Genomic DNA, 14,079 nt, shown 5'->3' on the forward strand with positions numbered 1-14,079 from the left:
ACCTGACCCCATGCCGAACTCAGAAGTGAAACGCCGTAGCGCCGATGGTAGTGTGGGGTCTCCCCATGCGAGAGTAGGGAACTGCCAGGCATCCAATTTTAAGTGCTGATATGGCTCAGTTGGTAGAGCGCACCCTTGGTAAGGGTGAGGTCCCCAGTTCGACTCTGGGTATCAGCACCAGTTATACTAAAGTAGTGAAAGAATTTGCCTGGCGGCAAGAGCGCGGTGGTCCCACCTGACCCCATGCCGAACTCAGAAGTGAAACGCCGTAGCGCCGATGGTAGTGTGGGGTCTCCCCATGCGAGAGTAGGGAACTGCCAGGCACCAAAAAAGTCAAAAAGGCCATCCTCACGGATGGCCTTTTTGCATTGGGCCAAATAATCCGAAATAAGCCGTAAAGTAAGGCAAACGCTGTAGCGCCGAGGGTAGTGTGGGGTCTCCCGCTGCGAGAGTAGGACAAAAGCTCGCTTTTGAACGTTGCCTGCGGCAACGGCCCGTAGGGCGGTGAACGTAGTGAGCCGTAAACTGCCAGGCACCAAAAAAGTCAAAAAGGCCATCCTCACGGATGGCCTTTTTGCATTGGGGCAAATAATCCGAAATAAGCCGTAAAGTAGGGCAAACGCTGTCGCGCCGAGGGTAGTGTGGGGTCTCCCGCTGCGAGAGTAGGACAAAAGCTCGCTTTTGAACGTTGCCTGCGGCAACGGCCCGTAGGGCGGTGAACGCAGTGAGCCGTAAACTGCCAGGCATCCAAACAGTCAGAAAGGCCATCCTCACGGATGGCCTTTCTGCATTGGGGAAAAGAAAACTCTGCCGATGTTTTTTTATACCTTCCCTCATTTATTACCCATAAGAAAGGGGTGATTTTTTCTAGATTAAAGCTGATTTTACCGACTTAGTGATGTTGATGAGCTGATGGTAGAGAAAAGATGACTCTTTAGAGTATTTTTTCAGTAGGTAGGGATATTAAGGCTATCGCTTAAGGGTTATCGCTCACTTCTTAGGGTAAATAACGATTTTTTTATGCCTAAAATAGTTATTTTTCCTCTAAATTAGGTTAAGAGTCAGATAAAACCCGACAACTCTGTGATGATGTATTGGCATAGGATCTAGGCAGATAGATAGGATAAGACACGCAGTAATGCTTAGTGAAATTTCCGCTAAGGAAAGCTGAAAGATTTTCATCATCAAAAGATGAGGCTCGACTTTTTAGGCCGAGCAAGCTAGTCTTGGCTGTCTGGATGTCTAAACGTTTAAATGGTTAATAAAGGTGTCAGGTAATGCCAATCAGAGTGCCGGATGATCTCCCCGCAGTAAACTTCTTACGTCATGAGAACGTCTTTGTGATGACCTCATCCAGGGCGTTGGTGCAGAATATTCGTCCGCTGAAAATCCTGATCCTTAACCTGATGCCGAAGAAGATCGAAACTGAAAATCAGTTTTTGCGGTTATTGTCGAACTCGCCACTGCAACTGGATATTCAGTTATTGCGTATCGATAATCGTGAGTCCAAAAATACGCCTACTGAGCATCTGGATACCTTTTACCGTAATTTCGATGATATTCAGGACGAGAATTATGATGGTTTGATCGTCACCGGTGCACCTTTAGGACTGGTCGATTTTGACGATGTGGCCTACTGGCCGCAGATCCAACAGGTACTGCACTGGGCAAAAGACCATGTCACCTCAACGATGTTTGTTTGCTGGGCAGTTCAGGCCGCGCTTAATATCCTATATGACATCCCTAAGATCACCCGTGAGCAGAAGCTATCTGGCGTTTACCAGCATAGTTTGGAACAACCTCATGCATTGCTGACCCGTGGTTTTGATGATCAGTTCTTGGCACCGCACTCTCGCTATGCCGATTTCCCAACAGACATTATTCGCCAGCATACGGACTTAGACATTTTTGCCGCCTCGGAAGAGACCGGAGCGTATCTGATGGCGAGCCGTGATAAACGCTTGGTTTTTGTCACCGGCCATCCTGAGTATGATGCCAATACTTTGGCCTCTGAATATTTACGTGATATCGGTGCCGGGATTGCTTCCCCAGTTCCTTATAACTACTTCCCTGGAAATAACCCACGGTTAACGCCGCAGGCAAGTTGGCGCAGCCATGGTCATCTGCTGTTCTCTAACTGGCTAAACTATTATGTTTATCAGATTACGCCGTACGATCTTAAGCATATGACCCCGACTCTTGATTAAAGGTAGATACTGCCGGTCAGTTTCAATGGCCGGCCAGCAATTCTTCAATTTTTCTCCGCTCCGTTGCCGTGAATGCAGGCCCCTGTAAGGCTGCGACCGCTGCATCAATCTGCGTCATTTTGCTGGCACCGATCAGTATTGACGTCAGTAAATTGTCTCGTAACAGCCAGCACTGCGCCATCTGTGCCAAGGTCTGCCCGCGTTGTTGTGCTATCCCGTTCAGTTCTGACAATGTTTGTCGCAGTTCAGGGCTGAGCCTGTCCTCGGTGAGGAACGGGCTGTTACCGGCCATGCGTGAATCTTGTGGAATACCTTTCAGATAACGATCGCTCAGCAGGCCACCAGCCAGTGGGGAGAACGCGATACTGCCGACTCCTTTCTTTTGCAGGGTATGAAGTAAACCCTGCTCCGGGGTGCGCTGCAGCATTGAGTATTTCATCTGGTGGAGCAGGCAAGGGATGCCCATTTGTTGCAGCAGTGTAATCGCCTGGGCGGCGAGAGCATCTGGGTAATTTGAAATCCCGACATATAATGCTTTTCCTTGCCGGACGATATCTGCCAATGCGCCCATAGTCTCTTGTATCGGGGTATCTGGATCAGGACGGTGATGGTAAAAAATATCCACGTAGTCGAGCCCCATTCGCTTAAGGCTCTGATTCAGGCTGGCGATCAGATACTTACGTGATCCCCAGTCACCATATGGACCGGGCCACATGGTATAGCCAGCCTTGGTGGAAATAATCAGCTCATCTCGCCAAGGCAGTAAATCTTGGCGGAGAAACTGACCGAAACGTTCTTCTGCTGCACCAGGCGGTGGGCCGTAATTATTCGCCAGATCAAAATGGGTGATCCCCTGGTCAAACGCATGTTGTACCAGTCGGCGTGATTGCTCTGCCGTGGTGTCATCACCGAAATTATGCCATAAACCGAATGAAATCCGTGGTAGATGCAGGCCGCTGTGACCACAGCGGGCATATTTCATTACCGAGTAACGATCTTCTGAAGGCTGGTAGTGCATATGTTTCTGAACCTCATCCAGTGGCGCGAGTTTTACTATATTTCCTAGTGTAGGCCATTACTAGGGGAGGGTTCTTAAGCGGTACTCTGTGGTTGCAGGTAGATAATCAGCCAGGACGGTCGCGACGGCTAACAGATCAGCACTGCCTCCGGGGCTGAGGTTACGTTGTATAAGCTCATGATCCATTTTATAAATATCAATAACTTCCCAAGCTCTGTTGAGTAACTGGCGGGCAGCCTGCTGCACATGGTGTAATCCTTCAAGACCGCCACGGGAAACCAGATTGGTGTCTGCATTGACGGCCATCAGTCGTAATAAAGCATGATGGCGCTGACGATTGCCGTGATCTTGATACCAATAAGGCAATACATAATGGCGTACCGTGGCAAAGCCACTCTCCGCCTCACCACGGGCACCACTGAGTGAGAAGGCCTGGTATAAACGGGCGCTGGCGCTATTATTGGTGGTCAGTTCTCGGCCGACTATACCCTTACATATCTCACTGACTTCCAGGCAGAGTGCATTGCAGTCTACGGGCTGTTGTCTGCCGATTAGCCTGCCGGCAGCACAACAGAGTAGCCCAAGAGAAAAAATTCCCCCTTGATGCGTATTCACCCCGCCAGTGGCATCGAACATCGCCTGTTCACAGGCCAGTCCCATCGGGCGCAGCGTTGAAAGCTGCTCATCGGCGGGCAGATAAGCCTGTTCCTGACCAAGTTGTTGGAACCGCTCAAACCAGGGACTGATCGCCGTGATACTGCGGGTAAATAAGGTATGATCCATGTCGTGATGCGCACCACTGTTGTGGGCATCCACCAAGCCAGGCTTCGGCGTCAGTAATAGCTCTTCCTGTAGCGCTCTGACTGCTTTGGCTGGTAGGTTATCTGCCGGCGGTTGAGAGTTAGGCAAAACCATCATTGATAATTTTCTCTACAGCGTTAAGCAGCTCAGTCGCCGAATGTTGGCGTGAGCGGATGCACACTAATGCTGGCTGATCACAGACCAGACAGCGGCGGCCATGTTGATTTAGAGACTGGCGGCCAACAGGCCCGGCCTGCGGACAAATCACATCAAAGTCCCATAACCGTCCCAGTGGGTGGGTCTGTTCGATAGTGGCTAGCTGTGCTTTGATCTCCACTGCCGGATGAGCAACGCACCATAAAGCTTCAGGACCGGTCGCTGCAAAACGGACAACACGATCAATCACTAGCCAGCGGTTTTCCCGTAGCCAGTGATCCGCCATACGCAGCGCAACGCCTATCACATTTTGATAACGAGCATGATTTTTAATAGGACCAGGCGTGACTAGCGTCAGTGAAATTATAGGCTGCTGATAACGCTGCAGCCATTCCTGCTGACGGGCAGCTCGCTGTTCTTTTGCGGTAAGCTGTGCCTGTAAACGGGCTGACAGTTCCGCATGGCCATTATCGATCATTGCTTAATCCTCGGAGGCGATCTGGCGGACCACATCAATCACGGATCCGTCACGGTAGTGAATGATACCGACGATCTTCTCGCTGAAGGCTATCGGTTGCGGATCGCCGCAGATCAGACGGGTACGTTGCCAGAGATCCTCAATGGTCATTACCTTGATACCGGCCTCTGTCAGACGCTGGTACAGTTCGGGACGTGCTGGATTGACGGCAATACCTTGATCTGTCACAAGCACATCAATGCTTTCTCCCGGCGTGACACGGGTGGTTACCTGTTTGACCACGGTCGGAATACGGCTGCGGATCAGGGGAGCCACGACGATAGTCAGGTCGGCGGCAGCGGCGACATCACAGTGTCCACCTGACGCGCCGCGCATGACACCGTCCGAACCGGTAATGACGTTGACGTTAAACTGCAGATCGATTTCCAGTGCGCTGAGGATCACCACATCTAGCTGATCACAACTGGCTCCTTTACCGGCCGGGTTGGCATAGACATTGGTCGAAATTTCGATATGGCGCGGATTGCGGGCTAAGGAGGCGGCCGCTTGTCCGTCAAAACTCTGGGTATCCAGCAGGATATCAATCAGTCCCTGTTCGTGTAGTTCGACCAGCCCTGCGGTGATACCTCCTAATGCAAAACGGGCAGTGATCTGGTGGCGGGCCATTTTTTCACCGAGAAAACGGGTACAGGCGGTCGCAGCGGCACCAGAGCCGGTCTGTAGAGAAAAGCCTGGAACAAAATAGCCGGAATGCTCAATCACGTCAGCGGCAGTGCGGGCAATCAGTAATTCACGGGGATTGTTAGTGATACGGGTGGCACCGGTGCTGATTTGGGTCGCATCGCCGACACTGCCGGTAGGGACAATATAGTCCACTTGGTCTTGTCGGAGGCTGGCGGGCAAATAAGGGTAGGGTAGGATCTGTTCGGTCAGTAACACTACCTGGTGTGCATAGTGGGCATCGGTCATTGCATAGCCCAGCGCACCGCAGGCAGAGTTACCCGCGGTGCCACTGGCATTGCCAAATTCATCACAGCCAGTGACCGCAAGGAAAGCCACATCAATAGTGATCTCTCCTTGTTGGATCATTCTCACCCGCCCACCGTGGGAATGGATATGGACCGGCTCTACCATTAATCCGTCAGAGATCGCTTCAGCCAGCTTACCGCGCATTCCGGAAGTGTAGATCCGGGTGATCACGCCTTGGCGAATATGATCGATCAGCGGGCTGTTGCAGCTCATTAGTGAACTGGACGCCAGGGTCAGGTTTTTAAAGCCGAGCTCTGCCAGAGTGCCGACTACTTGATTAATGACGGTATCCCCTTCACGGAATGCGTGGTGAAATGAAATCGTCATCCCATCCTTAAGGCCGCTGCGACGGATGGCTTCCTCCAGAGAATGGCACAGTTTACGGCGACGTTTTTCATGACGATCTTTTAGCCAAGGTGTAGCGGCATGGGCTCCAGAAAATGGCGGCAGATAACCCTGTTCAGAAAACAGCTCAATATCTTTCATAATTCTCTCCTTATTGGTGTAATCCGGAGGCAGCGGCACGTTCCAGCACCGTATGAGCATGTTGAATAATCGGGGCATCGATCATTTTTCCGTTCAGCGAGATCACCCCCAATCCTTTTTTTTCTCCATCGCTGGCAGCTCCGATCACCTGTTGTGCATAGAGGACGTCTTCAGCGGTCGGGGCGTATGCATTGTGTAGCAGGGCTATTTGACGCGGATTAATTAGGGATTTTCCGTTAAAACCCATCCTGCGGATCACATCGACTTCTTGCAGGAAGCCCTGCTCATCATTGAGATCGGGCCAGACAACATCAAAGGCATCGATGCCGGCCGCCCTTGCCGCATGCAGCACGGTACATCGGGCATAAAACAGCTCACTGCCATCGCCACGGGAGGTTTGCATATCCATCACATAATCGAACGCGGCGAGGGCGATACCGATCAAGCGTGGGGAACTGCGGGCTATGGCCACGGCATTGATGACTCCGCTGGCCGATTCAATGGCAGCCATCAAGCGGGTCGATCCTACCGGTCGGCCACAGGCTTGCTCAATGTTCTCCAACTGTTCTTCTAACTGATGAACATCCTGGGGTGAGTCGGTCTTTGGTAAGCGAATCACATCAGCCCCGCCACGTACCGCGGCATTGAGGTCATCCACACCAAAGGGGGTGTTCAAGCCATTAATACGGACTACCGTTTCAATATCTTGGTACATCGGGTGCTGCAGTGCATGAAAGACCAGCAGTCGACCTGCATCTTTTTCATGAAGAGAGACAGCATCTTCGAGGTCAAACATGACCGAATCTGGGCGATGGATAAAGGCTGTAGATAACATGGCAGCACTGGTGCCCGGCAGAAACAGCATACTACGGCGGAGTTTTTTCATGATAAGGCTTCCCATTCTGATAACGCGTCTGCTGAAGCGCGCAGCACCGCGCACTGGATCCTGGCCCGCAGTACACAGTCGAGTGCGCCTTTATCTTCAATGATGATCAGTCCATTATTGACGCCCAATTGGTGTAGGGTCGTGTCGGCAACTTTACGGATCTGCGAACCGAACTGCTTAATCACATCGCTGCTGATGATAATTTCCGGCCCGCCTTCGGCAGGAATAACTTTGACTTTTGCATCTCCGGACTCGAGGGTACCCGCCAATGCCTCTTTGATAATTTTCATAAATGTTCTCACGGTGGTGTCAGGTAATGGGTTTTCAGCCAGTGCCAGCTGGTGGCCGGTACTTTGTGGCGCAATAGCGCTGACTTTTCTTCAATGAGCAGGCGTCGAACTTCAGACGCCGAGATAGCTGGGCCGCTGTCAAGGGCAAGGCGCTCAGTTTCAATCACCGAGATCTTTCCCTGAAACGCGAGATGCATGTTCTGGTTATAACGGCGGGTAGTGCCACAAAAAGGTTCTGATCCAATATAGCGGTGGGTGATCCCCAGGGCTGGTGTAATATGATCACGAAAGATCGTCAGATCAATATCACTCCAAGCGTGATCCACCTGCGGCGTTTCTTTCAGGAAATAGCTCGGGAAGGTGGCACGGGAGATCATATAGCTGGATCCCTCATGCACCGTAACATTAGGCAGATGGGCGACCCCCTTTTTGACCATTTCGAGCCGGTCGGCGTAAGGGAAAAAAGAGGCATCTTCACGCACCAAAAAGAGGTGTAGCCAGTCGCTCTGCTCAGCGGCACGTTGTGCCAAAAACTGATGGCCGAGTGTAAAAGGATTCGCATTCATCACGATAGCGGCGATGGTATTTCCTGGCTGGCGTAAGCGTGTCAGCCGCTGGCAATAGCGGCGTAGACCTCCGGGGACGTTCTCCATCAGTACCGTATGCCGCGTGTCTTTCGCCACCGGCCAGAAGCCACAATGACGAAAAATATCGGTATTTTTCTGGTGGGTGGCGAGAAAAAGATGGGGAGTGCCTAACCGGTTAGCAATACTTTCCACTTCCGATAAGAGACGGCCGGTGAGGTTGCAGCCCCGCCAAGCAGATTCAGTAGCGACACATTTCACCATATTGCCAGCCAGTCCGGCACAGCCCGCTAAATGTGGTCCGTCCCAAGCTTGGATAAAGTACTGAATATCCGATTCCGGCTGTAGATCACAGCGGTTGAGCAGCTGTTCGCAGGCTACTCGGTCCCGAGAAGTACTGGTAGCATCGCTGATCCTAAAATCGAGGGAGAGTGAGGTCGGCATATTGCGCTACCGGCTCCCTGCAGTAATAGATTCAGGTCTTGGCGGTTGTTCATCGGCGATCCTGTTGGTCAGATGGCCGACCTGCTCGATCCCTACTTCGATACAATCTCCGGCCTGCAGAAATAGTGGCGGATGACGTTTTTTGCCGACCCCCCCGGGGGAACCGGTGATAATGACATCACCGGCACTCAAATGAGTGAAGGTGCTGATATATTCGATCAGTTCAGGGATTTTATGGACCATGTTAGCGGTGCTATCTTGCTGCACCAGCTCACCATTAAGCCAAGTACGTAACATCAGTTGGTGGGGATCGCTAACTTCATCGCGGGTGGTGAGCCAAGGACCAAATCCGCCGCTGCGCCGCCAGTTTTTTCCAGCGGTAAACCAGCTGTGTTGCCAGTCCCTCGCCGAGCCATCCATATAACAGCTATAACCGGCAATATGCTGAAGTGCCTGCTCACGTGGGATGTGACTGCCTTCCAGACCGATAATGACCGCCAGCTCCCCCTCGTAATCGAATTCTACAGATTCACAAGGTTTCAACAGGTTACGTTGATGGCCGGTTTGTGAGTCAGGAAAACGAATAAATAAGGTCGGTGCTGGGTCTGTCTGCTCAAACTCCCGCCTTTTATCGGCATAGTTCATGCCGACACATAGGATTTTATCTGGCGATTCTATCACCGGCAGATAACATACCTGCTGCGGGGAAAAATCCGGACTACAGGTACTGTAGTCTTTAGCCAAGCTGAGTTGCCCAGCACGAAGTAGTGATTTCAGATCCGGATAGCGTTCTCCTAGCCGGGAGCCTAGGTCAATAATCCCCTCTTGGGTAACAATGCCGTAACTACGTTGATGCTGTAAGGTATAACTGGCAATTTTCATTAGAATTCCTGTAAAGCGCGATTAAACCAGGAAGCTACCTAAAATTAGTAGCGAGACAGATACGTTGATGGCACCGCCGATACGAGTAGCGATCTGTGCGAAAGGCATCAGCACCATACGATTACCGGCGGTCAGAATAGCGACGTCACCAGTGCCACCTTGGCCGCTCTGGCAGCAAGAAATAATGGCGACATCAATCGGGTACATTCCGAGCTTTTTGCCGACTAAGAAGCCAGTCGCCACCAGAGAAACAACGGTACTGATAATGATTAGCAGGTTACTGAGGGTGAAGGCATTGACCAGTTCTTGCCACGGGGTGATGGCAACCCCGACCGCGAATAGGATCGGATAGGTCACTGAGGTTTGGAAAAACTTATACACTACCTGAGAGCCGGCCAGCATTCGTGGGGAAACACCGTGGAGCAACTTGATAAATACTGCGACAAATAGCATTCCTACCGGTGCAGGTAGCCCGATTAATTTATTGCCGAGCATACCGACCATATACAGCAGTACCGCTAATAATACGCCGGAGGCAAAAGTGGTGACGTCTGAGGTTAGCGGTGCGGCTTGAGCGTTATCAGGGGTGTCGGCGGTGGTTTCTTCCCCAGCAGGCATCAGCTGTCCTTCTCCGGTAAGATGCGGATAGCGTTTCCCTAACTGGTTTAAGCAACCGGAAATAACGATAGCAGTCAGGCTGCCGAGCATCACCATCGGTAATACTTTGCCGAGGGCAACCCCCTGGTCCATATTCAGTAGCGCGGCATAGCCGATTGACAGAGGGATTGCCCCTTCGCCAACACCGCCAGCCATGATCGGCAGAATGATGAAGAAGAAAATTTGGAAAGGTTCCAAGCCGAGGGCCAGCCCGACGCCCATGCCGACCAGCATACCGACGATTTCACCGCATAGCATCGGGAAGAAGATCCGCAGGAATCCCTGGATAAGGGTGGTGCGGTTCATACTCATAATGCTGCCGACGATAATGCAACAGATGTACAAGTAGAGGATGTTGGTCGATTTGTAGAATTTGGTTGTCGACTCGACGACCACATCCGGTAACAACCCATAATAAACCATGGCGGAAGGAATAAAGGTCGCGCAGATGGCAGCAGCGCCGAGCTTACCGATCACCGGTAGACGCTTTCCGAATTCACCGCAGGCAAAGCCGAAAAAAGCCAGTGTGGCGATCATCACTACAATGTCGCTGGAAAGCCGGCCATTCAGGCACTCGATAGCGATAAGGCCTCCACAGAGCACGAACAGTGGAAGTGGGATCACGCCAATTTTCCAAGTGTCGAGGATCTGCCACCATTTTTCTTTTAACGACTTTTTGTCGGTACGCATTACCGTAGGGATTTCAGTTGTCATCAAAGATCTCCTTATTTTTAAAGAAGTGTGCAGAAAGAAAATGATAATTATTGTGACCTGTATTTAATTCAGTAAGTAAATTTAATGGTGTTTATGATTTGTATGGCTATTAAGGTTTTTATGGTGTTAATTCGGAAGGTAATGGCTATGGCAAGCGAATGGTTATCAGTTTGTGTATTTTTTGTTTTGTTTTTTATACGATAGAGGACCAGTTTTGTCAGGGAATATTGATGATCATTAGGCTAAGCTGTGCAAGCGATCACAATTCCCTATGAAACAAAAATAGAATAAATAGAATACTGCTATTATGAGTAAGTAGAAGCTCTCTTAATAATAGGTATTACATGAGAATTTCTTTTCAGATAAAGCTGTTTATCTCTCTGATAATTCTATTTTCATTAATTTTTATCCTGTTTATTCTCTATTCCTCTCTGGAGGAAGAGCAGCGCATCTATCAGGAGATGGGAGCGCGGGCCCGGGTACAGGCGACATTCATTTCTGCGATGCCAGGGCTGCGATCTGCAGTAGCTGAAAACAACATTCAAAAAATTAAACAGTTTATGGCAGAGGTTATCCCACTCAGTGATGCGAGCTTTATTGTTATCGGCGATAATAAAGTAAACCACTTATATCATTCCGTTTCAGAAGAACGTGTTGGAACACCGCTGGTGGGGGGGGATAATCACGCTGTGCTACAGGGAAAAACGGTGACTACTCTCCGCCGGGGTGGACTAGGAGTCTCGCTGCGTAGTAAAGCTCCGCTGTTTGATGCCAGCGGTCAAGTTATCGGTATTGTTTCGGTCGGCTATCTGAAACGTGAACTGGATACGCTGACATTACGTAAAATTTTAACGTCATTGATGGTGTTTTCCTCTTTATTAGGGCTTCTTTTTATATTCTCGTGGTTTTTACGCGCCATATTAAAAAGCAAATTTTCTCTCTGGAACCTCGGGAAATCGGTCTGTTGGTCCGTCAACAAAAAGCATTTTTGGAGTCGATTTATGAAGGGGTGATTGCCATCGATGCACAGCAGAATATTACGTTGGTGAATAAAGCTGCACAATTATTGCTGGGGATGGATGGACCGGTAGAAACTCTGCTCGGCAGACCGATCGGGCAGTTGATAACACCGGTTCGTTTTTTTGACCCTTCTGTGATGTGGTATAAGGATACTCATGATGAACTCTGTCATTTTAATCAACTGACAGTATTGGCCAGTCGGGTAAGAATACGGTTCGAAAATAGGTTACAGGGATGGGTAATTACGTTTCGGGATCGTCAGGAAATAGACAGCCTGACCGCCCGTCTAAGTCAGGTAAAAGGGTATTTGGAAAATTTACGTATTATGCATCATGAGCAATTAAACCAGACAGCGGTTATTTCAGGATTATTACAGTCAGCACGTTATCAGGAGGCGATTGCTTATATTCAGCTACAATCTGAACAGGCCCAAACTGTTCTTGATTTTATTTCAGCACATTTTCATTCACCGGTGTTGTGTGGACTATTGTTGGGGAAAGTATCACATGCCAGAGAAAAGGGAGTGGAGCTTATTTTTGACCCCGACAGCGAGTTACAGCAACCGTTACAGGGAATTACTGAAGGGGGGCTGATCTCAGTGATCGGTAATCTGCTTGATAATGCCATTGAAGCGACAAGCCAACGTTCTTGGCCACGTCGTCCGGTTGAGGTGTTGATCCTAGGGACTCCCCAAGATCTGATCATCGAAGTGGCGGATCAGGGTGGCGGGATCCCACCTGATATTGCGCGCTGTATTTTTGATCCCGGCGTGACCTCAAAAGGATCGGCGGACCATGGTCTCGGGCTCTGTCTGGTGCACAATATCGTGACCCAAGCTGGGGGTTATATTGAGATTTCTGCCAATCCGCCTGCTGGCAGCATCTTCTCAGTGTTTATTCCACAAGGCGATACCCCTATTGTTTTCCCTGCAACCCATGCCGACTGCCGTTATGAAGACTGATACCAAAATGGATGTGCTGATTGTTGAAGATGAGGGCTCGATGGCGGATCTGCATGCCGAGTTGGTGTCGCAGTTTGTCGGCCTGCAGGTGGTGGGTGTTGCCACTACTCTGGCAGAGGCCAAAGCGCTGGCTGAGCAGCATCATCCACAACTGATTTTACTGGATAATTACCTGCCTGACGGACAGGGCATTACCCTTATCAGTTCCCCGGACTTTAACCGCGTCCGTTGTTCAGTCATTTTTATTACTGCCGCCAGTGACATGCATACCTGTAGCCAAGCGATCCGTAGTGGTGCCTTTGATTATATTCTTAAACCCGTATCCCTGAAGCGCTTACGCCAGTCACTGCAGAATTTTATCTGTTTCAGTGAGCAGCAGCGAGAATGGAAAGTGGTCGACCAGCAGAATGTCGACTTGTTGTATCAGTTACAGTCTAAAAATTCTCGACAGCAACGGATCGATAAGGGTATTGATGCGGCCACACTGACGCGGATCAAACAGCTGTTTGCGGCGCACAGTGGCCATCGCAGTGTCGATGAGGTGATGACCGAAAGCGGCCTAAGTAAAACTACGGTACGCCGCTACTTGGAATATTGTGTTCGAACTGGGTATCTGCAAGTCGAATTACTGTACGGTAATATCGGCCATCCACGGCGCTTATATCTTCGCCGTTAATGGCAGTTGTATCAGATATCTACATCAATACAGAGCGCATCGTAGCGCCAGTATTCATGGTCACAATCAATGATCTGCTGATGCTGATCACGGTTAATCCGCGTGATGCAGATCCCCGGACTGCCGGAGGCGACATTCAGGGCCGGTGCGGAATTTGGGGGCAGCGGGCCGGGTAGGACGGTAAAGCGGACACCGCCATAGCGGATATTATACAACTGCTGATAGAGGTCCGTCAGGGAGAGGGTTAAGTCTTCCTGTAGCAGGTCTGGGAAATACGCGGGATTCAAGTAGTGCTCAACATATAGCACCGCACGGCCATCAATGCGTCGTAGTCGGCGGATACAAAATAAGGTTTCTCCCAGCGAGACCTGCAACTGTTTCGCCAGCAACGGGGTGGCCGACAGCTCACCGGCACTCAGTACCTGGGTTTCGGCCTGGCGGCCTTGGCGGGCGGCCATCTCGTGAAAATGGCTGCGTAACAATGGGTTATAGACCAGTCGTGGTGGGGCGATAAACCAACCGCGGCGGATTTCTCGGTAGATCTCTCCACGTGCCTCCAGCAGTGCTAGCGCTTCGCGTAAGGTAATACGGGTAGTCGCATACTCCTCGCTGAGTTGACGCTCTGAAGGCAATCTTCCATTAATAAATTCCTTTTCTTTTAATCGCTTAAAAAGTGATTCTGCAATGGTATCCACTGTTTTAGTCGTTGACGATGTCACGTGTCAGCCCTGTGTTGGTGCAACTTTGCACTTAGCGGAGACATTGCCGGCCTCAGGCAGAAGGATACACA

Annotated in this window: 12 protein-coding genes, 1 tRNA gene, 2 rRNA genes and 1 pseudogene; 6 read left to right on the forward strand and 10 right to left on the reverse strand. The window is 50.4% G+C overall.

What is annotated here, in order from left to right:
* The 4 genes from rrf (DW47_RS16655) to metA all read left to right on the forward strand — a co-directional run.
* Nucleotides 1-90 (forward strand): 5S ribosomal RNA (rrf, locus tag DW47_RS16655); the annotation flags it as partial.
* A gap of 14 nt (nt 91-104) precedes the next feature.
* Nucleotides 105-180, forward strand: a tRNA-Thr gene (locus tag DW47_RS0110760).
* A 27-nt stretch (nt 181-207) separates the two neighbouring features.
* A 5S ribosomal RNA gene (rrf, locus tag DW47_RS0110765) occupies nt 208-323 on the forward strand.
* A gap of 954 nt (nt 324-1,277) precedes the next feature.
* On the forward strand, nt 1,278-2,207 hold the full coding sequence (gene metA, locus DW47_RS0110770) for a homoserine O-acetyltransferase MetA (RefSeq protein WP_029686430.1): 930 nt from the start codon (nt 1,278-1,280) through the stop codon (nt 2,205-2,207).
* Nucleotides 2,208-2,229: 22 nt separating this feature from the next.
* Here metA and DW47_RS0110775 read toward each other — a convergent pair whose 3' ends face one another.
* From DW47_RS0110775 to DW47_RS0110815, 9 genes are read right to left on the reverse strand one after another with little or no spacing between them, the layout of a single operon-like run.
* The gene (locus DW47_RS0110775) at nt 2,230-3,225 is read right to left on the reverse strand and encodes an aldo/keto reductase (protein ID WP_029686431.1); all 996 of its coding nucleotides are present in this window, start codon (nt 3,223-3,225) and stop codon (nt 2,230-2,232) included.
* A gap of 60 nt (nt 3,226-3,285) precedes the next feature.
* Nucleotides 3,286-4,143, reverse strand: coding sequence for a triphosphoribosyl-dephospho-CoA synthase CitG (gene citG, locus DW47_RS0110780; RefSeq protein ID WP_051150904.1), 858 nt, complete (start codon nt 4,141-4,143; stop codon nt 3,286-3,288).
* Nucleotides 4,127-4,660 carry a citrate lyase holo-[acyl-carrier protein] synthase gene (gene citX, locus DW47_RS0110785; RefSeq protein ID WP_051150905.1) on the reverse strand — a complete coding sequence of 178 codons (534 nt, stop codon included), beginning with the start codon at nt 4,658-4,660 and terminating at the stop codon, nt 4,127-4,129. The genes citG and citX overlap by 17 nt, the downstream gene beginning before the upstream one ends.
* A 3-nt stretch (nt 4,661-4,663) precedes the next feature.
* A complete protein-coding gene (gene citF / locus DW47_RS0110790; protein WP_051150906.1) occupies nt 4,664-6,175 on the reverse strand; it encodes a citrate lyase subunit alpha in 1,512 nt (503 codons plus the stop codon).
* Between the two features lie 10 nt (nt 6,176-6,185).
* On the reverse strand, nt 6,186-7,061 hold the full coding sequence (citE, locus tag DW47_RS0110795) for a citrate (pro-3S)-lyase subunit beta (RefSeq protein ID WP_029686435.1): 876 nt from the start codon (nt 7,059-7,061) through the stop codon (nt 6,186-6,188).
* On the reverse strand, nt 7,058-7,351 hold the full coding sequence (citD, locus tag DW47_RS0110800; RefSeq protein WP_029686436.1) for a citrate lyase acyl carrier protein: 294 nt from the start codon (nt 7,349-7,351) through the stop codon (nt 7,058-7,060). Before citD ends, citE begins: the two co-directional genes overlap by 4 nt.
* A gap of 8 nt (nt 7,352-7,359) precedes the next feature.
* Complete coding sequence (citC, locus tag DW47_RS0110805) at nt 7,360-8,379, reverse strand: [citrate (pro-3S)-lyase] ligase (protein ID WP_029686437.1); 1,020 nt, start codon at nt 8,377-8,379, stop codon at nt 7,360-7,362.
* A 6-nt stretch (nt 8,380-8,385) separates the two neighbouring features.
* Nucleotides 8,386-9,261, reverse strand: coding sequence for a fumarylacetoacetate hydrolase family protein (locus tag DW47_RS0110810; RefSeq protein ID WP_029686438.1), 876 nt, complete (start codon nt 9,259-9,261; stop codon nt 8,386-8,388).
* Nucleotides 9,262-9,282: 21 nt separating this feature from the next.
* Nucleotides 9,283-10,632, reverse strand: a complete 1,350-nt coding sequence (locus DW47_RS0110815; protein WP_051150907.1) for a 2-hydroxycarboxylate transporter family protein — start codon at nt 10,630-10,632, stop codon at nt 9,283-9,285.
* Nucleotides 10,633-10,976: 344 nt separating this feature from the next.
* Between DW47_RS0110815 and DW47_RS16410 the strand changes: the two are divergent.
* Nucleotides 10,977-12,613: pseudogene (locus DW47_RS16410) on the forward strand (ATP-binding protein).
* Entirely contained in the window at nt 12,603-13,289 is a 687-nt protein-coding gene (locus DW47_RS0110825) for a response regulator (protein WP_029686440.1), read from the forward strand. Before DW47_RS16410 ends, DW47_RS0110825 begins: the two are co-directional and overlap by 11 nt.
* Before the next feature lie 11 nt (nt 13,290-13,300).
* Here DW47_RS0110825 and DW47_RS0110830 read toward each other — a convergent pair whose 3' ends face one another.
* Nucleotides 13,301-14,008 (reverse strand): UTRA domain-containing protein, encoded by a 708-nt coding sequence (locus DW47_RS0110830; RefSeq protein ID WP_029686441.1) that lies wholly within the window; start codon nt 14,006-14,008, stop codon nt 13,301-13,303.
* Nucleotides 14,009-14,079 lie beyond the last annotated feature (71 nt).

The sequence above is a fragment of the Tatumella saanichensis genome, from assembly GCF_000439375.1.
In the GTDB taxonomy this organism is placed as follows: Bacteria; Pseudomonadota; Gammaproteobacteria; order Enterobacterales; family Enterobacteriaceae; genus Tatumella; species Tatumella saanichensis.